This is a genomic window from Fluviispira multicolorata (genome assembly GCF_009208585.1).
In the GTDB taxonomy this organism is placed as follows: Bacteria; Bdellovibrionota_B; Oligoflexia; order Silvanigrellales; family Silvanigrellaceae; genus Silvanigrella; species Silvanigrella multicolorata.
Genome location: NZ_WFLN01000004.1, coordinates 391113 through 416634, shown reverse-complemented (window position 1 = coordinate 416634; position 25522 = coordinate 391113). Strand labels below are relative to the sequence as shown.

The following is a 25522-nucleotide window of genomic DNA, read 5'->3' as shown; positions in this document are numbered from 1 at the left end:
ATATTTATTTAATTATTATTTTTATAAATTAATTTTTTAAATTTGAGCCTTCTTTAATAATTAATGAAGATCCTTTAAAATCATCTTCAGATTTTTCACTCCACCCTTTTAATTGTGAAGCTAAAAATGATTCTGTCATTGCATAAAATGATATTCTATTCTGTGGTTTAGAAAAGCCATGTCCTTCATCAGGATATAAAACATATGTGACAGGAATATTTTTAGCCTTCATGGCAGCTACTATTTGGTCTGATTCAGATTGTTTAACTCTTGGATCATTCGCACCTTGTGCAATTAATAAAGGCTTTTTAATTTTCGAAGCAAAATTTAGAGGTGATTTAGATTCTAAAATTTTAATGCCCTCTTCAGTTTCAGGATCTCCGCCAAGTTTTAGTTTTAAAGAATTTAATGCTGGTTTCCAATAAGGAGGGATCGTTTTTAAGAGGGTTAATAAATTTGAAGGACCAACAATATCAATTCCACATGCAAATACATCAGGAGTAAAAGTGAGCCCGACTAAAGTTGCATAACCACCATAACTTCCTCCCATGATTGCAACTTTATCTTTTTCCGTCACATCTTGTTGAATAGCCCAATTTACTGCATCAATTAAATCATCATGCATTTTGCCAGCCCATTCCCCATTTCCAGCATTGATAAACTCTTTACCAAAGCCAGTAGAACCACGATAATTAACACTCAAAACAGCATAACCTCTGTTTGATAACCACTGATGAACCAAATTTAGCCCCCAATAATCTCGAGCCGTGGGACCTCCATGAACAAATAGTACAAGGGGTACTTTTTCAAGGGGCTTAAAATTATGAGAAGCAGATTGAACTTCAAAAGGCAATGTTAAATAGCTAACAAGTTCCATATTATCTCTTGTGGGTATGACCACAGGATGCATAGTTGCCAATTTATATTTCTTTAAATCTTGTCTGTTTAAAAATAAAAAATCTGCTTTTTTCTTATCACTATCGTATTTATAATAACTGACAGGAAAATTATCTTGAATATCAGCAATGATCCATATTTTGTTATCTAAAGAACGATTTACAATGTTGAGCTCGCCTTTCATTTTTGACTTCAGGTAATCAAAATCTTTCTTTATACCTTGATCAATAATTTTCCAATCTTGTTTTAAATAATTAAAAGAAACAGCTTCAACTGATTTACGAGTTGGATGCAATAATACAGCATTTACATCTACATGATTATTACTATAAATAAGCTGTTTTTTATTATCTTTTAAATTTAAACTATATAGAGCTGCGGTATTTTGATTTTTAGAGTCAATAAAATAGATTGAATCAGCTTCTTTATTAAATCCGACAATTCCTGTTGTATTAATATCTTCTGAGTCAATTTTATAAAATAATTTTTTATTTAATTTGCTATTAATTTTATATATATTTGAACCACCATCATCCGTTTGTTTTAAAGCTAAACGAATTTTAAATGTATCATCAGTTATAATATCACTAAAATCATTGTTCTCGTAAATTTTAGTTAATTTTCCATTAATTATATTCAATTTATACAGATCATGTAACTCTTTATTTCTATTATTCAATGAAACTAATATTTCGTTTGGAAATTTCTCGCTTAGGTTATTGATTTCTGCACGTACACCTTGAAAATTAGTTAGCTTTTTTTCCTTTTTATTCTTGACGTGAACTCCATATATTTGCCAATTTTCATCACCATCTTGGTCTTGTAAATAAACAATATATTCCTTATTATATGACCAAAAATATGCACTTATACCTCTATCTTTATTATTTGTTATTGGACTCGCTTGTTCTATATTATTAATAGGAGCAACATAAATATTTAAAACTCCATTATATGGAGCAAGATATGAAATATATTCACCATCAGGACTTACGGCCACCGAAGCTTTATCTGGATTGCCAAATAATACTTTTTTTGGTATCAGCTCATTCTTCTTGTCAATCGCATAAGATTTTATATTATGAGTCATAATATTTGTAATAAATACTATTAAAGATATTCTAAATATTGTATGTACTATTTTCATTAGGAAATTCCTATAAATGGTTTAAAAGAACTCAACTAATAACCACTAACAAACAGTTCTAATTTGTCAATAAAAATTATCTTTTACTTTACCCCTTATTTCAATTGACACTCGATTAATAATAATTCTGATATTAAATCATAAAATAAGATATAATTATAAACATTGCTTTTATTTTCCTTATCGCATACAAATTATAGTGTTCATTTTAGACTTCTTTTACAGGATAAAGGAATTTAATTTTGCAAACGAAAAAAGAAAAATTAGAATATTATTTAAACGCATTTTATTCATTAGGAGAAAAATTAAATTCGCAGACTCCTCATACAATTTCTCTAAATTATAATAAGCACAAAGGTCACATCATTTTTGCATGTCTTATTCATGGGAACGAAACTGGAACACTCCCTGCAATATTAAAATGCATTAAAAAGCTTATGAACAAGGAAATTCATTTTGGTGGAAAAGTCTCGTTTTTATTAGGAAATATAGAAGCAGCAAAAAAAGGAGTGCGTTACTTAGAAAGCGATCTCAACCGTTGTTTCGGAAATAATTACGTTGGCAAAGAAACACAAGAAAGAAAGCGTGCACTCGAAATCATGCCCATTTTAAAAACGGCAGATGTTTTTATAGATTTTCATCAAACCATTATGCCAAGCTTAAAGCCCTTTTATATATTTGAAATGAACAGAGAAAGCTATTTTTGGGCAAGAGCAACGGGCGGAGCAACAACTCTCGTCACCCGTAAAAAAGGTGCTCAATTCTCCAGTGCTGGGATGTGCAGCGATGAATATGTTCGCTCATTTCAAAAAGTTGGACTGACACTAGAACTTGGTGAGCAAGGTTTCTCACACGAAGCTGAGTCACTTGCATTTGAAGTCATGAAAAGAGCACTCAAATACATGGATCAAATATATTTAAATAATTTTTCTATTGAAAAGCTCTGCAAAAAAAATAACGATTTTGAATTTCTAAGTATCACATACAGAGAACCTTTTGAATCTCCTAAAAAGCGTTTAAATGAAGGTTTTTGTAATTTTCATAAGATTTCTAAAAATATGGTCGTTGGTTCTGATCAACTTCAAAATCCATTAGAAAGCCCTAAAGAAGGATATATTTTATTTCCCAAATACCCTCTAAGAAATCAAGATGGTGAAGCAGAGCTCCCCTTACCAGGAGAAATCTATGTGTTAGCAACGCCAACCACAGAACACCCTCTCAATTGGCAGCAAATTTAGAGCAAGCGGAGCTGTATTTAATCTAACTTCAATTCTTTTATATTACTAAAAAACTCTAAACATTCTGGATTCAGCATTGCTTCTTTATTCTTAATTTCAATATTATGAATAACATTCCGAACAGCGACTTCTACAATCTTTCCAGATTTTGTTTTTGGAATATCAGGAATTGAAATTATTTTTGCAGGGACATGTCTCGGTGAGCAATTATTACGTAATTTATTTTTAATTTCAGAAATTAAATTTTCTGATAATGCTATCCCTTCACGCATACGAACAAATAAAATAATTCGATTGTCATTTTTCCATTTTTGATCGACCGCAATGCACTCTATAATTTCATCATACTGTTCAACTTGTCTATAAATTTCTGCAGTTCCAATACGGACTCCACTGGGATTGAGTGTGGCATCAGAACGACCATAAATGATAATTCCTTTATGATTTGTCAATTCAATCCAATCACCATGATGCCAAATATTATTATATTTCTCAAAATAACTTGCTTTATATTTAGCTTTATCAGGATCATTCCAAAAATAAATAGGCTGTGAAGGAAATGGGAATGTACATACAAGTTCTCCTTTCTCATATTCAACATTTTCACCTTTTTCATTAAAAACTTCTACTTTCATACCAAGTCCACGGGTTTGTATTTCCCCTCGATAAACATTTCCAATAGGATTGCCTAAAACAAAGCAAGAAATAATATCGGTGCCGCCTGAGAGTGAAGAAAGACAAACATCTTTTTTAATACACTCATATACAAAATCAAAACTCTCCGCCACCAAAGGAGAACCAGTTGAACCTATAGTTTTTAAATATTTAAACTCAAATTTATCTTTGGGAATAAAACCTGATTTCTTTAAAGAGTCGATGTATTTTGCAGAAGTTCCAAAAAATTGAGCCTTTTCTTCATCAATATATTTTAAAAGAGTTTCTGGATTAGGATAAAAAGGAGATCCATCATAAAGTAACAATGTACATTCTGATGCCAGAGCTGAAAGAAGCCACTGCCACATCATCCAACCACAAGTCGAATAATAAAAAACTTTATCCCTTGGTTTAAAATCACAATGCAAAACATGCTCTTTTAAATGTTGTATGAGTGTGCCACCAGCCCCATGCACAATACATTTTGGAATACCTGTCGTACCTGAAGAATACATAATATAAAGCGGATGGTTAAATGGAAGCTGTTTAAATAATATATCTTTATTTTTATATTCATTTAATATTTTTTTATAATAAAAATAATTTTTTTCTTTTAAAGTTTCTAAGTTAATATCTATATAATTTTCGTTAAAGAAAGAAACACATATTACATCATTTACGGAAGGAAGCTTTTTTAGTATTTCATTTGCTTTTTCATGATTTATAATTATTTTCCCATTATAAACGCATTTATCTGTATAAATAAATAATTTAGGCTCTATTTGTCCAAAGCGATCAAGAACGCCCTGCACACCAAAATCAGGAGAGCAGAATGAACAAATAAGACCTAAACTGGCTGCAGCTAAAAGAACTGCAACAGCCTCAATTGTATTTGGCATAAATAATGCAATGCGATCATTTTCATTTAGGCCCTGCTCTTGAAAAAATTGCTGAATTTTAGAGACCTGCTCATTGAGCTCTAAAAATGAAATTTTCCGAGTCAAGATATCTTCGCCTCGAAAAATAAGCGCAATTTCATCATCTTTTTTCTTTAGTAAATTCTCAGCAAAGTTTATTTTTGCTTCAGAAAACCATTTTGCTTCCAAAAAATTTCCGCCTTTAGAGAGAATACTTTCTCCTTTAATTTCTGCTTTAATCTCACAGAAATCCCATAAAGTAGACCAAAATTTTTCGCAACCATTTTCATTTTCTTTAGTAGAAATAGACCAATTGTAGAGCTCATCAAAATTTAAAAGATTGAGTGAATATTTTTGATTTACATATTTTATAAATTTTAAGATATTCGAAGATTCAACTCTTTCCTTTTGTGGTTCCCACAGGCAAATTCCATTTTCACTTGACAAATGATAAAATGATTTTCTAAAGAGCATTTTTTAAATATCCTCTAATATAAAATTATGGGGGGAAGGTTTCCCAAACTTATCAATTTTTACAAATACCAAATCACAATTTAGAATAATACGGAGACGGTCATCACTGTCAATCTGTTTTGCGCGTGCAACACACTCTACTGTTAATGATGTTTTACCAACTTTTTTAATGCGACATAATAACTCAAGCACATCTCCTAAACGGGAGGGTTCATTATAAAGAACTTCTGATATTTTTTTTGTTACGATAAGATGAGTTTTTAACTTCTCCATTACAAAAATTCCAGCACATTCATCAACCCACTGTATAAGCAACCCCCCAAAAAGTGTATTTGCTGCATTTAAGTGTGCACTTAATACTAAATGTGAAGTCACTCGAGTGTATTTGTTGTCATTGATTTTAATTTCACTTTGCTTTTTGACTTCAATCTGTTCTGTTGTTGACATAAAAAATCCTCTTTCGTTAGGATAGTTGTACTAAAATTTAAAAATAGAGCTTGATTGTATAAAAATCAATTTTTTTCAGAAAGTAGAGAAATGACTCCAGACCAAAAAGCCGCTGCAATTCTTGCGTTAGCAGGAGAGGAAAATGCAAGTCACCTCGTAAAAAACATACCAAAACATGAAATAAAAAAAATACTACGGGCCTTTAGTCGTTTACCACGCATGACAGAAAAGGACATTGAAAAGATTGCCAAAGAATTTCTTGCAATAATAAATAATTTAAACTCATCAACATATCATTTATCAATTGAAAGCATAAAAAAAATACTCAATACAGCCAACGGCACTTTAAAGGATGACAGATGGATAGAAAGTATTTCTGATTCATTTTTAGTCGAAGAAATAAGAAAGCTATTAGATCTCATAGAAAATAAGACCTTAGTCAGTTGGTTAAGAAATGAATTGCCACAGACAATGTCACTCGTTTTATCTATCTGTACTCCAGAAAAATCGTCTGCATTATTTAAACTATTACCAGAATCTTTACGCTCAGAACTTATTTTACGGATCAGTCAAATGAATCAAGTCGATACGTTAGAATTAGAAAATCTTTACGAAGAACTTGATAAATTAAATAAAAATTTTAAAACCATAGTGACTTCTGCAGGAGGGTTTGAAAAAATTCTATCCGTTTTACAAGCATCCTCTGCAGAACAAAGGGCAAAACTCATTGAAGGAATTAAATTACGTGACCCTGAACTGGCACAAAAACTCATCTTTGAACTTATTTCAGTTGCAAAAATCGCTGAATTAGACCCAACACACCTCTCCATATTATGCGGAAATCTGTCCGACTCAATACTTTCCTTAGCTCTAAGGCTTGAAAACACTGAAATTAAAGAAAAATATTTAAACGCCATGTCCAAAAAAAGGCGACACATCGTTGAAGAAAGTTTGCATGAAGGCAAAGAGCTTAAAAAAGTAGCAGAAGAATCAGCTGCTCTCATTGTTAAAAAAGCACTTGAATTGAAAAACTCAGGAAAAATAGTGTTTCCATGGGAAGAGACTTTGATATAAGAGAGCGTTGTTGCTTGACGCATTTATATTAAATTATGGAGAACAATATGAGTCAAAAAGAATATCCTGTCACTGTCGTCACAGGGTTCCTTGGTTCTGGAAAAACAACCCTTCTCAATCGTATGTTGTCAGAAAACCACGGAAAAAAAATTGCTGTCATTTTAAATGAAATTGGTGATGTCAATTTAGATTCAGAACTCGTCATCCAAAGCATTGGTGAAGAACTTAAAATCATGAATAATGGTTGTGTTTGTTGTACTGTGCGTGGCGATCTTACAAAAATTTGTCTCGACCTTATAACAAAAAAAATCAATTTTGATCATGTCGTCATTGAAACCACTGGTATGGCAGATCCTAGTCCAGTGGCTCAGACTTTTTTCATGGATGAAAATCTTCGTAAACACTTTTATCTTGATGCTGTGGTAACTGTCGTCGATGCGAAACACATCGATCAAAATCTTTCTGAGATTAAAGAAACACAAGATCAAATTGGTTTTGCTGATGTCATCTTATTAAATAAAATTGATACAATTACAGAAACACAAATTGTTGATGTTGAGAAAAAAATTAAAAATATCAACTCCATTGCAAAACTCTTTAAAACAATAAACTCTAACATTAAAATTGAAGAAATTCTTGGAATAAATGCTTTTGACTTACAAGCAAGAACTGAATTAAATCCTGATATCACAAAAGAATATCATGAACACAATCATGATGATGCCATTCAAAGTATTTATCTTGAAGAAACACGTCCTCTTGATATGGAACGCTTAAATAGATTTATGCAGCTTGTCATCAGTGAACTAGGCAATCAAGTTTTACGTTATAAGGGCATATTAAATATTAAAGATGAGCCCAATCGTATTGTTTTCCAAGGTGTTCATACTACAATGGGAAGCAATGAAGACCGTGCCTGGGAAGCTTCTGAAGAACGCAAAACAAGAATGGTTTTCATTGGCAGACACTTACCAAAAGAAGTATTAGAAGAAGGCCTTTCTCTCTGTGTAGCTAAATTATAAACAAAATAGTTTATTTACTGTCTTTTAATGTACGAAAAATGGAGATGTCATAATTATTATGCCGTCTCTTTTTTTTATTTAATATTTTACGAAACTCCTGTTTAATAATGAATTGACCTCGTTAAAATGCACATAAATAAATTAAGGAGTTTTAAAACATGCGTTTTTTTTATCTATTTATTATTTTCTTCATTTCACTTGCTTATTTTTCTATTGCTGCAAGTCAGAAAAGTGCATTTTTAAATAACAATGGGAAATTACCGACAGCAGAACAATACCAAGGACCTCTATTTAATTTAAACCACGACTATCCTTCAACACCTATTCAATCAAAAAAAAATATGCCTTGGCATTTATCCATAAAGAATAAATTAATAAATAAAACCAATGCTAGCATCTATGTTGAAGCTTTAAAGAATTATATTGCAAAAGACATGAAAAATCTGCTTTTTAATTATAAAAAATGGTCTTCTCATAAGCAAAATTGGTACAATGAACCGTGGGTATTCTCTTTACGTGAACCCATTCATGGCATGTATGTTGGCAATGAGAATATTCAAAAAAATTTGTTTGAAGGCACTCAGCTTAATAAAAATTTCTCAACCTATGTTCTCACTTATTTTGATAAAATTTCTGCATATACATTATATAAAATATGGAAAAAAGATGCTCAAAAACCATTTATAGAAAAGCAAAATACTCAGTTTTCTGAAAACTCGATAATTGTTAAGTTAGCTTTCACAACAGCAGATGAGAATTCATGGCCCGTTATGAAAAATGCATTGGCTTGGCCTTTATATATTTCAGTGAATGCAACAGAAGGTTTGGGATCAAATGCAGCACCTAAATTAACAAAAACATATTTTATGCAGTTAGACATTATTGTAAAAGATTCGAAATCATCTCCCAAAACAAACTGGATATTCACAACCCTCGTCTATGATTATATGGCAAAGGGAAATAATATTTGGGATAAAATGATTCCACTTGGAGCACAATGGGGAAATGATCCTGAGATCGATAGTACAAGATATCCAAATGCTGTTTTAAATGAAACTTGGCTTAATCCAAATGCACCAAAGTACTCAAAAATGACTTTAGGCTGGGGAGGACGCTTAGCAGGTCCAAATGATGGAGCTGTTAACAATATTACTTTCAAAGAAAATGGAAAAAATATATTCAAAAAAAACGCACAAAACTCTTCTTGCATGAGTTGTCACGGAGCTTCTCAATGGAATCCTAAAAAACCTGAAATTGGCCTAGAATCAAGCATTTTTCCTTCACCAACAAATGCTTTAACAATGAAAGAAAACAATAAAATTAATTATATAGAATCTTTATCACCCGCATCACAAAATTGGAAAAAATGGTTTCAAAATAAAAGAGGATTCGAAGCACAAAATACAGAGAGCATTGCTTTTGATTATAATATGGTCATTCCATTTCTTTCCTTACCTGCATTTTACACCGTAAAAACAGGAAAAAAACATAGACTCTACAATGATTCGTTTGAAGTGAGCCCACCTTAGTTAAACTCAACAATATTAAAAATAGCTTCATTTGCTTTTTTATAATATTGTTTCCCATTAATTTCAGTCGGTTTAACATATCTGTCATCATCATTTATAATAAATAATTCTTTCTTATTAACAACAGTCATACCTTCTGATTTATTATTAAATTTAAGTGGAATCTCATTATTATAGACAAGAGTTGGGTCACGACCTAAATTTAAATCTTCCAAATTAAGAGTCCATAAATATGCACCAATACTGCCACCTTTAGATTCAAAACTTGTTAAAAGTAAAAGTCTATTATTGAACTTATCCCACTCAATACTTGAAAGACCAACATCTTCTTTTATATATTGATTTGCATTTTCAAAATTATATATAAGTTTAAAATCGTCATTTAAAATAAGACTTTCCTTATTTTCAGAATATGAGACAGAAATTAATTTTATTGTGTACTTAAAATTGTTATAATTATGCCCTTGCTCCCTCACTCCAAAAAGAAGTTTATTTTTTGGCAAAATTGCTAATCCTTCAATTTTAAAATATTCAGGATTATCTAATGCTTGTGCTAATTTTTTTCTAATATTATTAGAAGCTTGCTCTCCTTTTTTAATTTGGACATATTTTACATTATGAAAATCTTTTGTACTCCAATATATTAAAGTACCATTTGCATCATTTTTTTCGATGGGAGTTCGGTCAAACGCAGTCACGGCGAAAATATATTTCTCATCAAGTGAAATTGTAAAATCTTCAAATTTTTGCGGTTGAATGAAATTATAATCTGTGTAGTAGGTTATTTTTTGATGATTAGGATTCCAAATAGATTTATAATCTATAGAAAAAACAGGAGATAAAGGGGGCAATAAGGGTTTGTCATTCCCAAGTACCAATTTATCATCATAAAACACGACTGCAGATGCTTCACAATGCGCTACTTTATGATCTGCTGTCTGAGTTCCTTCAGGAAAACACGTAATAATTCCAGTTTTAGATATTTTTGCATAAACATGATTTATCTCAGAATCAATTAAGTTTTGTTGTTCAGATTGATTTTGCGACACACAAGAAATGAATCCTAATAAAGAAAAAAAAATTAACCTAACTTTCATAGAATCTCCATTATTGAATATTATGAGATAAAACTATTGCTTAATATGTGTGTAAACTCGACTCATACATTGCGTCAAAGGAAAATAAAATGCAAATCTAAGTTTAAAAATGCATAATCTCCATCTCCTAATATTCTTTTTCATGTTTGTCAAAAATTCCACTAAGCTAAGTCAATTGAATGTTTATCTTATTCAAATTATTCTGTAAGTGGAGGTTCCTATGGCAAAAACTGAAGAAGCTAAATATAAGGTAACAATTGCAGATGGGCCTTTTGAGGTAAGAGAATATGAAGAAATGATTGTCGCAACTGTTGAAACTTCAGGAGAACAGAAAGATGCTTTACAAGAAGGATTTTTTCTCCTAGCCAATTATATTTTTGGGAATAATACAACTCAAAAAAAAATACCTATGACCGCTCCCATCAGTCGCAGAAGTGAAAAAATACCCATGACAGTTCCTGTTATTCAAAAAAGAAATGGTGAACATCTTTGGAGTGTTGAATTTGTATTGCCTTCTTATTTTAATTTAGACACAATTCCAACTCCAAATAATTCAAGAGTGCAACTTTTTGAAAGAGAAAAACAAAAGTTTTTAGTCATACGTTATAAAGGTAGAAATACCAAAAAAAATATTCAAGCTCATTTAGATAAAATCATTTCTTATGCGCAAATAAAAGAAATTAAAATAAAAGGCCCTTTTTATCTGTCCTATTATAATCCACCTTGGACGCTTCCTTTTTTACGTAGAAATGAAATAATGTTTGAAATAACTTGAACGAAACAAGCTTGCTAAAACCCTCGCAAAAATAAAAAAGAAATAAAAAATACTGTTTTACTTACAAACAAATTATTTACATTTAATGATGAAGTCAGAGTTGATGGAGTAATTTCAAAAAACTTATAATTGATACTAAAACAAAAAATTAAGCATTTTAAAATACAAAGATCATAGAAAACTTGAAACTCCACAGTAAATTGTAATTGGAAAAAAGAATTAGTACATAGATGCAATTATCATACAAGAAAGGAACCGAAATATAAATTATTGAATTTATTGAATTATTTTATAATAAAATACGTTCACATGCACCACTTGATTCTTTTTTTCCTATGGAGTATGAAGCAAATTACAAAATTTAACCGTCCACTTATTGGGGATTAGACCATAGTTTATGTATTTTTTTAAATACTAAAAGAGAATTATCCCTTTTGATTTACACTGAGGTATTTCACACTGTGATAAATAACAAAGTAATCTCCATTGTAGGCTCTGGATTATCAGGGCTAAGCTGTGCATTAAAACTAGCTGGCTCAAAATTGACCAAAGGCTATACTCTCCGTATTTTTGAGCATGGAGAAAGAGTGGGTGGAAGGGCATATTCAGTTAAAGTGGATGACTTCAGCATAGATTTAGGTGCGGGGCGCTTCTCTCCTGTTTTGCATCCGAATGTTTCACAGCTTATTAATGAATTAGGAGGGAACGTTGAAGTCTTTCCTTTTACAAAAATTGTATGCCCTCACCCACAACATAAGGGATTAAAAGAAATACTGGCTCAATTGAAGTTAAAAATTGTAAGCAGCTATAATGAATCATTTTTTCAATTTTTAAGCAGTCATATGGGAAGTGAAAAAACTCACGCCATGATTAATGGTCTGGGCTATGATTCATTATATTTGCCGCAAATTTCCCCCAAAATAGCATATGATATTATTGAAAAGCATCCGGAAATTCAGTGTTTTTCAGATAATGAAGGTTACGAATGGTTTAATCTGGTTGATGGTTTTTCTGCCTTGGTATCTAATTTGTACGAGCGGGCCGCAGTCTTAGGCGTGGAATTTTATTTCCAACATAAATTAATTAATTTTCAAATAGACTCAAGCAACACACGCCTTGGTTTTTCAGATCCAGAACAACAAGAGGTCTGGCAGAATACTGCATATACCGTATTGGCACTTCCTCCGACCGCAATGTCATCATTAAATGTAGATTTTCCAAATGGCTGGAGCGATTTTACTTATGGTTCTATTCCATTATTCAAAGGGTTTATGTTTTTTGATACGCCATGGTGGAAAGACTATGGTTTAGAGAATAAAGTAACAATTATTGATAATCCATTAAGAAAATTATATTTTAAAAGTGACAAATATATCTTCTTTTACACAGATTGTGCTTATGCCGACTTCTGGCATGATGAAACAAAAAAAGGAGAGTGTGATTTTATAAATACAGTGATGACTTTAATGAGTAATGCATTAAATATCCCTATTAAAGAATTACCTTGGCCGATCAATCATAAATTCAAGTTCTGGCAGAGCGGAGTGGAGTTTGCTTTAGAAACCTCGGGAGAGCACCCGCCTGTTTTATCCAAAAATAATGGAAAAATAATTACGACTTCTGATGCCTATACCCCTCACTGTGGCTGGATGGAGGGCGGCATTATTGCAGGCAGAAATGCGGCTGATTATATATTAAAGCAGCTAGAGGAAGCAGAGTTAGCAGAGGTAGAAATAGAGGTTAATTAATCTATTCTCTGACCTTTGCAAAGTAACTTAATAATTCTAAATTGGTAATTATATTTAATGAGTATTCTGAATTTTCCACGAATTAATTTTAAAGGTGCCGCTAGGCTAAATTTGCCGACTGGAAATAGAAATATTGCCGGCACTTTAGATATTGCAACAAATACTGTTTACCAAGACGGTGTGCTGTTTGATTTAAAGAAACACCCAAGTGCGTTTCATCAGTATTTAAGACAATTGCCCCCTAGGTTTAATTTGCAAGGCATGCCTGATGATTTGGGCATATTTAATCAGGCAGCCGGACATAATTTTCTGGGGAATAATCATTTCTCCTGGGAAAATACACAGATCATTTCCTTGCAAATACAGCCGGGTATTCTACTGGAAAACGACGCCCTGCTTGGGTGTAAGGTTGAATTATGGGGGCATTATAATGAATATTTGCGTACCACATTTAATCGAGCAAGGTGGGTAGAAATTGACCCGAGCCGAGACGATACCTCGCAAATTTATGCCGGGCAGCTATGTATAAAAGAAGCAACAGCGATGGCAAACACTCCCTTTCTATTTTCTTCTGATATTCATTCTGTGCACTCGGTTCGCTGGTATGGTGAAAATCATATTCGGGAAAAACAGCCTCATTTCCTAGAGCCTGAGTTTTCTAAAACAAGGGTATTTCAGTTTTCCATTCCTAAAGATTCTGAGCATTTTATTTTTAATCAGCTTGGGTTTAAATCTGAGTTTTTCGAATATTTGCAACGGGAGTTACAAAGAGATGATGTGTTAGGACTAAGCATTCAATACAGTGTTTTTAATATGTCTACACCACTGCAGCCTGATACGCCTGTGTTTTATGATTTAAGCGGCACCATTGGCTTGTGGCTCAAGCAGGATATGGCAACATTTGCCAATGGCAGGGTTTTATACCCAAAGAATAGCCATGGCTTTGGCCCTGTAACTATTAAAACTCAAGATAACTGGGCAAGTATCAGCATGCCTTGCAGTATTCCATTTATGAGTCGAGAGGCGAAATGCACAGGCCAGCTTACACATGCTCTAGGACCCAAATATTCTCTGGGTGAATTGGAATTAAGGAATAAATCTGGCGTTTTATTAGCGATAATACCTGAAGCAATTTATGGAAAATATTGGAAAACTGCTGGGATTTTTGATGTACCTTTATTAAACAATATGACTGATGATTCACTTATTTTACGTGGTACGGGCAATCAATGGGAAGAATCTGACTGGTTGATCCAGGCTGAGCAAAATGTAATTTCTTTGGAAGCCCCAGACAGGAAAAATCATACGTCTTTTTCTAAGGATTTAAAAATATTTAGCTATTTTCGTGGTAAGCCAAAAGGAAAAAAGGATATCAGTATTTTTATTGAGAATAAATCTGTTGTTAGCACTTCTCAATTAACTCTATCCAGCAATGAAAACGGCCTTGCATTTTTTACTGTCACCAGCGAAAAACCTGGAGTGAGTGAAGTTTTTGTCGACGATCAGCGGAGCAAAATTCTGGTCCGAGTACTCCCTGATGATTGGGCTCTCCTAGATACTCCTGATCACAAGGTAGATTATACTTTTCTGTATGAACAGGTAATGAGTTATTACGAGCTGATTTATCCATTTATGGCTGATAAAGTATTCAGCATGGCAGATCAGTGTAAATGTGAAACCTATGCGCGTTTAATGTGGCAAATGTGTGATCCATTGAATCGTGATAAAAGTTATTACATGCCAAGCACCAGAGAAATGTCTTATGCTAAATCGATACTTTTTCTTAAGTATTTAAGCAATGTTGAAGCCTCTGCCTTAAGTGATCAACACAACTTTACCTTGGCTTCAAATGTAAAACAGAATGAAATAAGCAGCAAAGAAGAATTAGTTCTGGCATTAAAGAAGGCCGTTAATTTAGAACTATCCATTATGCTGCAATATATTTATGCCGCGTATTCTTTGCCAACATTTGCGGCAGGGGAACAATTAATGCTCAGTAATAAATGGAGTTTTGAGCAATTAGCTTTAGTTTGCGGCGGTGCAGACCGCAGGCATAATTCTGGTTGGCGCGGAACAATTCTGGAAATTGCGCATGAGGAAATGATTCACTATCTGGTTGTGAATAATTTATTAATGTCCCTTGGAGAGCCCTTTTTCCCAGGCACACCCTTGTTTGGTTTAAAGGCTACCGAAGTATTCGGCCTTGATACTGAGTTTTCTTTTGAGCCATTTTCTGAAAATGTATTAGCCAAGTTTGTCCGCTTTGAATGGCCTCATTATTTTCCTTCAACAGGGAAATCAATTGCTGAATTTTATGCACTAATTCGCAGGGCATTTGAAAATATTCCGAATTTATTTGCAAATGAATTGGCTAAAACAAGCGGAGAGCATCATTTGTTTTTAAATGAGCTAACCAACAGAAAGTTTCCTGCATATCAGCTAGAAATAAATAACCAAGAAACCGCTTTATTTGCAATTGATTTTGTTACAGAGCAAGGCGAAGGTGGGGCGTCAGATTCACCTTATTATGCTCAAAGCCACTTTAATCGCTTAAGAGAAATTTTGCGCACATTGCTCGCCAGTAAAATCCCATTTGAACCCGCTTTTCCCGTTTTAAAAAACCCCGTATTAGACCCAATGCCGGGCTGTAATACAGTGCTTAATCCGCAGGCCAGACAATTAATGCATTTATATAAAGGCTGCCATGAACTTACCTTTCATATGATGATTCAGCATTTTGAACAAAAGCCTTTAGGGAGTTTGCGCCGCTCAAGATTAATGAATGCGGCAATTGATATTATGTCTGGAATATTAAGGCCTTTGTCAGTGCAGATTATGACATTACCTTCAGGTGTGCCGGGCCGGAATGCAGGCCCGCCTGTGCCTCAGGCGATTCAATTTGAATTGATTACGGATTATGGAGCCGGCTGTGTGATGCTTGCACAGCAATGCAGAGCGCTTGCAAAATTTGCTAGAGAAATACAGCTTATTCAACCGGCAATCGCTCAAATCGAATTACTTGAATTTTATGACAAACAAATGATGGAACTTGCAACCGGTAAACTTTCACGTGAGGGCTGAAAAAATGAAAAAAATCATTATTGTCGGAGGTGGCTTAGCAGGGAGCTTAACAGCCATATATTTAGCTAGGCGCGGCTATGAAGTACATGTTTTCGAAAAACGCGGCGATCCTTTTTTGGCATTATCAGAATATGTGGATCAAGTGAGTTCACGAGCCATTGGTGTGAGTATGACGGTGCGCGGTATTCAGGCGGTTTTAAATGCAGGTATTCCGAAAAGAGAGCTGGATTTATGTGGAATTCCTATTTCAGGGATGTCTTTCTATATTGCTGGAAAATTCAGAACCAGAAATTTGCCACCACTGGATACACTTTCTCCTCTTTCATTAAGCAGAGCAGACTTTCAGAAATTATTAAATAAATATGCAGCGATTAATAATGTTCAGTACCACTATGGACAACGTTGCTTAGAAGTTAATTTAGATGAAAAGACTATTATTACTAAAGATAATAATGGGCAAATTGCCGAGCATAAAGGTGATTTATTAATTGGTGCTGATGGCGCTCGATCTTGCGTACGCCAGGCCATGCAAAACAATTGTCGCCGGTTTGAATATCAGCAATCTTTTTTTAAGCATGGTTATAAAACACTCGTTATTTCTGATGCCAGTCAGCTTAATTTAAGAAAAGATTTGCTTTACTTTTTTGGAATGGATTCAGGTGGATTATTTGCCGGACGAGCCGCTACCATTCCTGATGGCAGTATTAGCTTTGCAGTTTGTCTACCTTATCAGGGTGAAATCAGTTTACAGACCAAAGATACAGCAACCATGAGGCGTTTTTTTGATAAATATTATCCCATGCTGCCTGAGGCCACCAGAAAAGAATTGCTCTCGCAATTTATCGAAAAACCAAGCAATGATTTAATTAATGTTAAATCATCTGTTTTTCATTATAAACAGAATGCATTAATTCTGGGAGATTCTGCCCATGCTACAGCTCCTTTTCTAGGGCAGGGAATGAATATGGCACTGGAAGATGCTTATATCCTAGATTCATTATTTGAAAAGTATGATGGTCATATTGAAAAAATTCTGCCTGAATTTAATGTTTTAAGAAAAATTGAGGCCGATGCAATGCAAATTATGGCTATTAATAATTATGAAGTATTGAGCCGTTCTAATCCTATTTTCTTTATGCGTTCAAAATATTTGCGTTATATGAGTCATAAATTCCCTGCCAATTATCCTCCGGATATGGCTGAAAAGCTTTATTTTACCTCGATGGCTTATAGTGAGCTTAGAAATATCCAGCAGAAGCAAAATGTTTGGTACAAACTAGGGAGAGTAAACTAGTTCTTTAGAAGATTTTAATAAAAAATTTATTCCGCTGATACAATTATTTAGCGGGCATGTCGACATCAGCCGTACCTGGTATGGCTCTATTGCGTAAGGAATTTTAAGATGGTTTCAGATAAAAACACTCCACCGCGCTTACCTGTGCAATGGAGCAGCAGCTATATTTCTTACTGGCAACCTATGCAGCAAGAAGATCAAATCACCTCGGGTATTTGCTGGTTTGATTATGATCAAAACCGCTGCCGGATCGATGGTTTGTTTAATCCGTGGTCTGAGGTAAAAACAGGCCATCGTTTGTGGATGTCAGAAATTGTAACCGCTGGCGAAGGGAAAACAAAGAAATCTAAAATTGCTTACTATCGTGAGCCGGCTCAAGGTGAGACGGAATATGATGCGGTTGTGCTTGATGATGATGTAGAAGCATGTCATGAAGTCTTATTAGCACAAGATATTTTGTTGCAATACCAGGCAAGCTATGCAGGAAGCCAGCATTTGTTAGGTAGAGAAACAGACGCTTGGACTTTTACCAAGCCTGGCAAGGGGCCTTCGACCTATTATTTTGTAAAAGGCACCAATCAATTGATCAGGATGGTGACGGGAGATCCTGAAGTACATGCTTCTGTTCGTGATTTTCCCAATTTTACAACTCATACTATTCCTGATGAGATTTTCTCAAACGACGTTTAAAAGCGATTGAGTTTAATTGAGCTGATGATATTTTCGTTAGTTTTATTAAATAGCAGGTTGAGAAAGTGAGAGGTTCACTTTTAATTATTTTCAGAGTCGACTGTTAAAAATGCTTTTTTGGCAACTTCACCAATTAAATTTGTTGCAACACCATCAAAAGTACCACCAATAAAAGCACCTAATAATGGCACAGCTTTACCAATATTTACGGCGCTTTTCTCACCAAACTTTGTTAAAAGCTTAAAACCAACTGCTTTATTTATTTGCTGAATTGTTTCTAAACTCAATTTATGAATCACATTATGAAATATTTTTGACCCGATATCGATTCCTACATTTTTTAAAATATCCCCTCCCGCAGAACCACACATACATGCAAATATCATGGTTTTTACACGATCATCTTTCACATCATAACCATTCATAATTGCAATTGCGGCAATCATTCTAACTTGTACAAACATGACACTTGCTAAATTAACAGGAATAGCTACAGGGACAGTAACAAATCCTCCTAAACCAGAAGCAAAACCAAATGCCGCTGCTTTGGTATTTTGCCACCTGATAAGAGAATCAACCTGTTCTGCACGAGTCCCTTTTTGTTTTAAATAGTCTTCTGCAAGAGAATATGCACTGTCTAAGCCAGGAAGAGATTGGGTAATTGCCTTACTATAAGCCCAATCAAGAGCTTTCATAATTAGAGATTCATTTAACTTATTTGACATAAATTTGCTTTCTCGACCTTTAAATATGCTATGCAACAACTCTATTAAAAAAAACAAATTGCTTTATAGCATATAAAATAAAGAAAAAGCAGTTTTCTTTATTTATAAGAACGCACGCCAAAGCAATGCACCCACGATACCACCTACCACAGGTCCAAAAACAGGGATCCATGCATACGACCAATCTGATTTCCCTTTGCCAGCTATCGGTAAAAGAGCATGCGCTAAACGAGGAGCTAAATCTCTTGCAGGGTTAATGGCGCAGCCTGTTACTCCCCCTAAAGAAAGAACGACCGCCCAAACTAAAAGTCCTACAAAATAAGGTCCCATTGCAGGTGAAATCTCTCCATTGTTTGTTGCTTTACCGAAAATAGCACCAATTCCAAAAACAAGAACGCAAGTACCAATGACTTCATTCAAAAAATTTGTTGCAGAATTACGAATAGCGGGTCCTGTTGAAAAAACAGCTAAGATAGTCGCAGGATCTTTTGTTTCTTTCCAATGTGAAAAATATGCTAACCAAACTATGATCGCACCAACAAAACATCCAAAGAATTGAGCTAAAATTATGGGTATTATTTGAGAAAACTCATAAATTCCACCCAGCAAATACTTAGCTAAAGTGACTGCTGGGTTAAGATCTGCTTGTATTGATCCAGTCGATTTAGCGACAAAAACTGCGCCCATCACTGCAAATCCCCAGCCTATTGCGATAGCCAACCAACCAGCATTTAACCCTTTAGATTTTTCGAGAACACAGTTTGCAACAACCCCTCCCCCAAAAACCATTAAAAAAATGCACCCTAAAAACTCACCCAATGCTATATCTTCCATGAATTATTTCTCCAGTTTAATAAATATACATAATATTCAAGTAACATTAAATTGATTTCTAAGAGAATTAGTATAAAAAATCAGTATTTATAAAAAACACCATTTTTTATTATTTGTCTATTAAACATTTATTTTTTTTATATTTAAAATTTGATTATTTTTTAATCACATTTTAATCCTCACTGTTTAATTTTATTTACCGAATTATTTTTACTAAATTTTTAAATAAAAAATGTCTATAGAATAAAGTTATTTTGTCAATATAATTCATAAAAAAGGGAAAGCTCCTAACAACACCTTTACACATCCTAAAAATACAGGTTAATACAAATACGATCGCTTTATGTATAATGAATGCAGGAGACTGATATTCTGCTTTGTATAAATGAGTGATCATTTTCATACAAGAAAGGAACAAACAAATGATTGGATCATTACGTGGAATATTAATTGGTAAAAATCCAGAAAATATTCTTTTAGATGTTGCTGGAGTTGGTTATGAATTAGAAGTACCAGCTTCGACATTGTGTTTGCTTCCTCAACTACAACAAGAAGCATATGTTTTCGTATTAACTCACGTTAGAGAAGATGCAATCCGCTTGTTTGGTTTTATTTCTACATTCGACAAAAAAGTATTCCAAGAACTCATTTCTGTTTCGGGTGTGGGTCCAAAGGCTGCACTTGCACTTTTAGGATCCGTTGATGGATATGAGCTTTGTGAAATCATCAACTGTGCTCAAATTGCTAAATTAACAGCCATTCCAGGTATTGGTCCAAAAACGGCGGAAAGACTTATCTTAGAATTAAAAACCAAAGTACAAAAATTACTTGCGCGCCATAAAGATGATGTTGAAATACAAAAATCAAATATCACAAAAAATATAGCAGGCTCCATTGTAAACGAAAATAAAATTTCTCAAAAAGTTGAACTGAAAATAATTCGCAGACAAATTGTTGAAGATCTTAAAAGTGGACTTGCAAATCTAGGCTATAAAGACAAACAATATACCGAAGTTGTCAATAGTTTTGAGCATCGTATGCAACTAGGAGAAGAAATTACCTTAGAACTTGCATTAAAAGAAGCACTCTGTAAATTGTCAGAGCGAATCTTACAAAAAAATTAAGGTAACAAAAAATGGAAACAAGTATTCATGCGAATTTTGAATCCCCAATAGCCGTGCAGGAACTTGCTAAAGAAACAATTGAGCCTCATACAAATCTTAGGCCAAAAAGTTTTGAAGAATATCCTGGGCAAGAGCGAATTTGTGAAAATTTAAAAATATATACTAAAGCCGCAAAAATTCGTGGAAAAATGCTTGATCACTGTCTTTTTCATGGCCCCCCTGGGCTTGGAAAAACGACACTGGCAGGCATTATCGCCGAAAGCATGGATTGCCAAATTAAAATAACTTCAGGTCCCGTCATTGAAAGAGCTGCTGATTTAATGGGAATTTTGGCGAGTCTAGAAAGTCGCACAATCTTATTTATTGACGAAATTCATAGACTCCCAGCAAATGTAGAAGAAATTCTTTATTCAGCAATGGAAGATATGCGCCTTGATATTTTAATTGGACAAGGTCCTACAGCAAGGACTGTTAAGTTCGATTTACCTCCATTTTGCCTAATTGGAGCCACAACACGCGCAGGCTCCATTTCAGCACCTTTAAGAGATCGTTTTGGTATACAAGAACATCTCGATTATTATTCTTATGAATCCTTAACAAAAATTATTTTGCGAAGCGCAAAAATAATGGGCACACTTATCGACGAACAAGCAGCCCTTCTTTTAGCAAAAAGATGCCGAGGCACCCCACGCATAGCAAATCAACTTCTACGGAGAGTTCTCGATTTTGCCCTCGTCGCTGAAAAAGACAGAATAGATCTTGCAATTATTGATAAAGCTCTCAATCGACTGGGAGTTGATTGTGAAGGACTTTCCCATATGGACAGAGATTTTTTAAGAATAATGCATGAACGATACGAGGGAGGGCCAGTTGGATTAGAAGCAATATCTGCTGCGCTAAATGAAGAAAAAAGCACACTAGAAGATGTTTATGAGCCTTATTTAGTTTATCGAGGATTTATCTTAAGAACAGCACGTGGCCGTATGCTTTCTACTACAGGAAAAGAACATTTAAAGAATATTCAATCATAGCTTACTTTGATTGAATATTTTTATACAAATGACATTGCCTAATACAAACCATGGTCGTTTTTGCTTATCAATATCACTGATATCATCTTTAGGGACCCCAATGTATTCTTTATTATTTACAATACGTGCAATAGCACGAATTTCTCCTCCCCCACATGTAGGTAAAAGACTTTCATAATTTTCAGCGTTTGAAACTGAAGAAAAAGGTAAAAAAACTTCGGTTTTTCTGAAGAGAACCTTATTCCCTTTGTTAAAAGTAAACGCTAAAATTTCACTGGGATTTGGATTATCAAGCAATACCACTTCAATTGGTGTGAAATCCATATACCAAATTGAAGAAAGTGTTCTCATTTTTTTTCCATCAATATATTCAATCTCTTGTATTATAAATCGCCAATTGTCTTGATCATAGTACTCAAACCAAGATCTTTTTATGGGTATAAAAATGGGTTGAATAAAATTGTTTCTTCCTGTATTTACTTGATTTTTTGTGGACTCGCACGAAATAAAAAATGAGAGTAGCATATAAGTCAAAAATTTTGCTAATGAAGAATGGTATCGTATGCACATAGTGACCTTTGTGATGACCTCGCTTGGGTACTCTTTGCGCTATCGGATTGAAACGAATTTAATTAAGGCAGAAAAGAATGAGCAAAACAGCAAATGCAGAACCGAATTTAATAAGAAATTTTTGTATAATTGCGCATATAGACCATGGAAAATCAACCCTCGCTGACCGCTTGCTTGAAATGACTGGTGCAGTCGCAGATAGAGATAAACAAGCTCAAATTCTTGATAGCATGGACTTAGAGCGCGAAAGAGGAATTACGATTAAAGCTCAAACTGCAACTGTTGATTATCTTGCCAAAGATGGAAAGATTTATACTTTAAATTTAATCGACACCCCTGGTCATGTGGACTTTACATATGAAGTGAGTCGCAGTTTAACTGCATGTGAAGGAGCTCTCCTTGTCGTTGATGCAACTCAAGGAGTTGAAGCTCAAACTGTTGCCAATGTTTACTTAGCTGCCGATAATAATGTTGAAGTTTTACCTGTTATTAATAAAGCCGATTTACCAAGTGCAGATTATGAGCGAGTTTGCATACAAATAGAAGAAGAACTTGCAATTGATACAACCCACGCAATTAAATGCAGTGCTAAAACGGGAATGGGTGTACCTGACATTCTAGAAGCTATTATTCATAATATTCCAGCTCCTGTGGATACGCGTGAGCAACCCTTACGCGCTCTTATATTTGATAGCTGGTTTGACACCTATCAAGGAGTCATTGTTCTCGTCAGAGTCGTCGATGGGCAAGTCAAAACTGGCGATCAAATTAAAATGAAGCACTCCAACAAAGTTTTTGAAGTGCAAAAACTAGGAATTATGTGCGTTAAAGCATTTCCAAGGGACAGTTTAAGTGCTGGCGAAGTGGGTTATATAATTGCAAACGTAAAAGATGTTAAAGATTCACGCGTGGGCGATACCATATGTCATGCAAATTCAGAAGTCGATGCACTTCCAGGTTTTAAAAAAGCAAAGCAGATGGTTTTCGCAGGAATATTCCCAGTTGAAACAAACCATTATGAATCACTTAAAGACGCACTTGCAAAACTAACTTTAAATGACAGCTCTCTGAGCTATGAGCCCGAAACATCCGTTGCTTTAGGCTTTGGCTTTCGCTGTGGTTTTCTAGGACTTTTGCATATGGAAATCATTCAAGAACGCCTTGAACGCGAATACAATATGAATGTCATTTTCACAGCTCCAACCTGCGTTTACATCGTGGAAACAACAAAAGGCGAAGAGCTCAAAGTTGATAACCCTGCAAATCTACCGCCACCCACAAGCATTGCTAAATTTTCAGAACCTGTTGTTAAAGCAACCTTTCATATGCCGCAAGAACACCTTGGAACTGTAATGTCTTTATTGGTTGAACGTCGTGGTGTTCAAACAAAGATGGAATATTTGTCTCAAAGTCGTGTCATGCTTCAATATGAGTTGCCTTTAAACGAAATGGTATTCGATTTTTTTGATAGATTAAAGAGTATTTCTCGTGGCTATGCCAGTATGGATTATGAATTTTTATGCTATAAAGAAAGTGATCTTGTTAAGTTAGACATTCTTGTCAATGGCGAAGCCCTCGATGCCCTCTCTTGTATTGTTCATCGTAGCAACTCATTTGAACGAGGACGTTTGCTCGTTAAAAAACTGAGAGGCGTCATTCCTCGTCAACAGTTTGAAGTCGCCTTACAAGCAGCTATAGGTTCTAAGATTATCGCCCGAGAAACATTAAGTGCAATGCGTAAAGACGTAACTGCAAAATGCTATGGTGGGGATATTTCACGTAAGCGCAAATTGCTAGATAAGCAAAAAGAAGGCAAAAAGCGTATGAAACAAGTTGGAAGTGTTGAAATTCCTCAAGAAGCATTTATGGCAATACTTAATCTATCAGATGTGGAATAATGGAACAAAGTAAAAATAAAATTTTCTTTTTGATTTTTTTGGTATTGTTTGAATTTGCTGTTTACTTATCAAATGATATGATTCTTCCTGCTCTTACAGCAGTCGTGCAGGATTTCAAAGCACCAGAAGGCCTTATTCCGCTGTCTCTTGGTATCTTTTTGGTTGGTTCTTTATCCATTCAACTCATTGTAGGCCCATTTTCAGACAGGTTCGGCAGACGCCCCACAATGTTTTTTGGTGGAGTCGTTGTTCTTATTGGTAATATTCTAGGCGCAATTGCGCCCAATATGTTTCTCTTTTTTATTGCACGAATTTTACAAGGAATGGGTCCTTGTTTTATAGGTGTTGCAGGTTATGCTTGTGTGCATGAGCTCTACAAAGAAAAAGAAGCAATACACGTCATCTCTTGGATGGCATCAGTCGCTTTACTTGCCCCCATGATGGGACCCATTCTTGGCAGTTTCATAATGCTCTTTGCAGGTTGGCGTACCATATTTATAACAACTTTTATTTTATGTTTTATTGGTCTAATTGGTCTTTGGTTCTGCATGCCTGAGACATTAAATAAGAGTAAAGCTCGTCAAATTAATTTTAAAGATATTATTATAAATTATATTGAAATCATTAAAGTCAAAAGATTTCTTTATGGCAGCTTAAGTTATGGATTTTTATTTGGTGCACTCATGATTTGGATTTCGAGCTCACCACTTATTTTAATGGATATGATGGGACTCAATGCCACTGAATTTAGTTTAGTGCAGATTCCAATTTTTATGTCATTTATTTTAGGAACCTTTATTCTTCGTTACCTTACGAATTTACTTCCGATTGAAAAATGCATGTTTATTGGTTTGATTATTTGTTTACTTGGGTTTTTAATACTTATTTGTACAACTTTTTTAAATCCAACTAGCATTCTTCTTTTGATTATATCAATAGCAATATTTGATTTCGGTTATGGTATTCTAGCGGCCCCACTCAATCGAATTGTACTCGATTCCACTCACCATTCAAAAGGAATTGCCTCTGCGTTATTCTATTTTATTTCTTTTGCTATTGGTTCGACGACCTGTGCACTCTATGGATTTATTTATAATGGAAAAATATTTTCATTTACGTTTTTTATCAGTATGACAATGCTTATTTCATTTGCACTCCTTCTAAAAATGCGCAGAGAAAAGTCCGAATGATCCAAGCATTCTTTGCCTCTTTCTTTGCTTTAGTTTATCGAATACGATGAGCTAAACTCATGCAAA

General features: G+C 34.2%; 20 protein-coding genes. 13 read left to right on the top strand and 7 right to left on the bottom strand.

The annotated features are described in order from the left end of the window. Positions 1–28: 28 nt before the first annotated feature. Positions 29–2044, bottom strand: a complete 2016-nt coding sequence (locus GCL57_RS01890; RefSeq protein WP_152211564.1) for a S9 family peptidase — start codon at positions 2042–2044, stop codon at positions 29–31. Between the two features lie 242 nt (positions 2045–2286). On the opposite strand from GCL57_RS01890, the gene GCL57_RS01885 reads away from it, so the two are divergent. Then, positions 2287–3282: a M14 family metallopeptidase gene (locus GCL57_RS01885; protein WP_161597548.1), complete on the top strand. Its 996-nt coding sequence runs from the start codon at positions 2287–2289 to the stop codon at positions 3280–3282. Positions 3283–3299: 17 nt separating this feature from the next. Here GCL57_RS01885 and GCL57_RS01880 read toward each other — a convergent pair whose 3' ends face one another. Next, complete coding sequence (locus tag GCL57_RS01880; RefSeq protein WP_152211562.1) at positions 3300–5327, bottom strand: acetoacetate--CoA ligase; 2028 nt, start codon at positions 5325–5327, stop codon at positions 3300–3302. A gap of 3 nt (positions 5328–5330) precedes the next feature. Then, the gene (locus tag GCL57_RS01875; protein ID WP_152211561.1) at positions 5331–5774 is read right to left on the bottom strand and encodes an acyl-CoA thioesterase; all 444 of its coding nucleotides are present in this window, start codon (positions 5772–5774) and stop codon (positions 5331–5333) included. 54 nt (positions 5775–5828) lie between these two features. Here GCL57_RS01875 and GCL57_RS01870 point away from each other — a divergent pair, with 54 nt between their 5' ends. From GCL57_RS01870 to GCL57_RS01860, 3 genes are all read left to right on the top strand, one after another. Continuing rightward, a complete protein-coding gene (locus GCL57_RS01870; protein WP_152211560.1) occupies positions 5829–6848 on the top strand; it encodes a FliG C-terminal domain-containing protein in 1020 nt (339 codons plus the stop codon). Between the two features lie 47 nt (positions 6849–6895). Further along, the gene (locus GCL57_RS01865; protein ID WP_152211559.1) at positions 6896–7870 is read left to right on the top strand and encodes a CobW family GTP-binding protein; all 975 of its coding nucleotides are present in this window, start codon (positions 6896–6898) and stop codon (positions 7868–7870) included. Positions 7871–8028: 158 nt separating this feature from the next. Continuing rightward, complete coding sequence (locus GCL57_RS01860; RefSeq protein WP_152211558.1) at positions 8029–9399, top strand: hypothetical protein; 1371 nt, start codon at positions 8029–8031, stop codon at positions 9397–9399. Here the strand turns inward: GCL57_RS01860 and GCL57_RS01855 are convergent. Continuing rightward, a complete protein-coding gene (locus GCL57_RS01855) occupies positions 9396–10496 on the bottom strand; it encodes a hypothetical protein (protein ID WP_152211557.1) in 1101 nt (366 codons plus the stop codon). The genes GCL57_RS01860 and GCL57_RS01855 overlap by 4 nt on opposite strands. Positions 10497–10716: 220 nt before the next feature. On the opposite strand from GCL57_RS01855, the gene GCL57_RS01850 reads away from it, so the two are divergent. From GCL57_RS01850 to vioE, 5 genes are all read left to right on the top strand, one after another. After that, positions 10717–11271: an SOUL family heme-binding protein gene (locus GCL57_RS01850; RefSeq protein WP_152211556.1), complete on the top strand. Its 555-nt coding sequence runs from the start codon at positions 10717–10719 to the stop codon at positions 11269–11271. 461 nt (positions 11272–11732) lie between these two features. Continuing rightward, complete coding sequence (vioA, locus tag GCL57_RS01845; protein ID WP_152211555.1) at positions 11733–13019, top strand: flavin-dependent violacein biosynthesis tryptophan-2 monooxygenase VioA; 1287 nt, start codon at positions 11733–11735, stop codon at positions 13017–13019. A gap of 57 nt (positions 13020–13076) precedes the next feature. Then, a complete protein-coding gene (gene vioB / locus GCL57_RS01840) occupies positions 13077–16100 on the top strand; it encodes an iminophenyl-pyruvate dimer synthase VioB (RefSeq protein WP_152211554.1) in 3024 nt (1007 codons plus the stop codon). Positions 16101–16104: 4 nt separating this feature from the next. Next, complete coding sequence (vioC, locus tag GCL57_RS01835; protein ID WP_152211553.1) at positions 16105–17394, top strand: NADP-dependent violacein biosynthesis oxygenase VioC; 1290 nt, start codon at positions 16105–16107, stop codon at positions 17392–17394. Positions 17395–17502: 108 nt separating this feature from the next. Then, positions 17503–18084, top strand: coding sequence for a violacein biosynthesis enzyme VioE (vioE, locus tag GCL57_RS01830; RefSeq protein WP_152211552.1), 582 nt, complete (start codon positions 17503–17505; stop codon positions 18082–18084). A gap of 80 nt (positions 18085–18164) precedes the next feature. On the opposite strand, the gene GCL57_RS01825 is transcribed toward vioE, so the two are convergent. Next, positions 18165–18809, bottom strand: coding sequence for an EcsC family protein (locus GCL57_RS01825; protein WP_152211551.1), 645 nt, complete (start codon positions 18807–18809; stop codon positions 18165–18167). A gap of 102 nt (positions 18810–18911) precedes the next feature. Next, positions 18912–19643 (bottom strand): MIP/aquaporin family protein, encoded by a 732-nt coding sequence (locus GCL57_RS01820; protein ID WP_152211550.1) that lies wholly within the window; start codon positions 19641–19643, stop codon positions 18912–18914. Positions 19644–20065: 422 nt separating this feature from the next. On the opposite strand from GCL57_RS01820, the gene ruvA reads away from it, so the two are divergent. Together ruvA and ruvB are read left to right on the top strand one after the other, a co-directional pair. Beyond that, positions 20066–20767 carry a Holliday junction branch migration protein RuvA gene (gene ruvA, locus GCL57_RS01815; protein WP_152211549.1) on the top strand — a complete coding sequence of 234 codons (702 nt, stop codon included), beginning with the start codon at positions 20066–20068 and terminating at the stop codon, positions 20765–20767. A gap of 11 nt (positions 20768–20778) precedes the next feature. Beyond that, positions 20779–21798 carry a Holliday junction branch migration DNA helicase RuvB gene (gene ruvB / locus GCL57_RS01810; RefSeq protein WP_152211548.1) on the top strand — a complete coding sequence of 340 codons (1020 nt, stop codon included), beginning with the start codon at positions 20779–20781 and terminating at the stop codon, positions 21796–21798. Here the strand turns inward: ruvB and GCL57_RS01805 are convergent. Next, positions 21793–22368: a hypothetical protein gene (locus tag GCL57_RS01805; RefSeq protein ID WP_152211547.1), complete on the bottom strand. Its 576-nt coding sequence runs from the start codon at positions 22366–22368 to the stop codon at positions 21793–21795. The two genes, ruvB and GCL57_RS01805, sit on opposite strands and share 6 nt — an antisense overlap. A gap of 77 nt (positions 22369–22445) precedes the next feature. On the opposite strand from GCL57_RS01805, the gene lepA reads away from it, so the two are divergent. Both lepA and GCL57_RS01795 read left to right on the top strand, forming a co-directional pair. Next, complete coding sequence (gene lepA, locus GCL57_RS01800) at positions 22446–24266, top strand: translation elongation factor 4 (protein WP_152211546.1); 1821 nt, start codon at positions 22446–22448, stop codon at positions 24264–24266. Beyond that, entirely contained in the window at positions 24266–25456 is a 1191-nt protein-coding gene (locus tag GCL57_RS01795) for an MFS transporter (RefSeq protein WP_152211545.1), read from the top strand. The genes lepA and GCL57_RS01795 overlap by 1 nt, the downstream gene beginning before the upstream one ends. Positions 25457–25522: the final 66 nt, after the last annotated feature.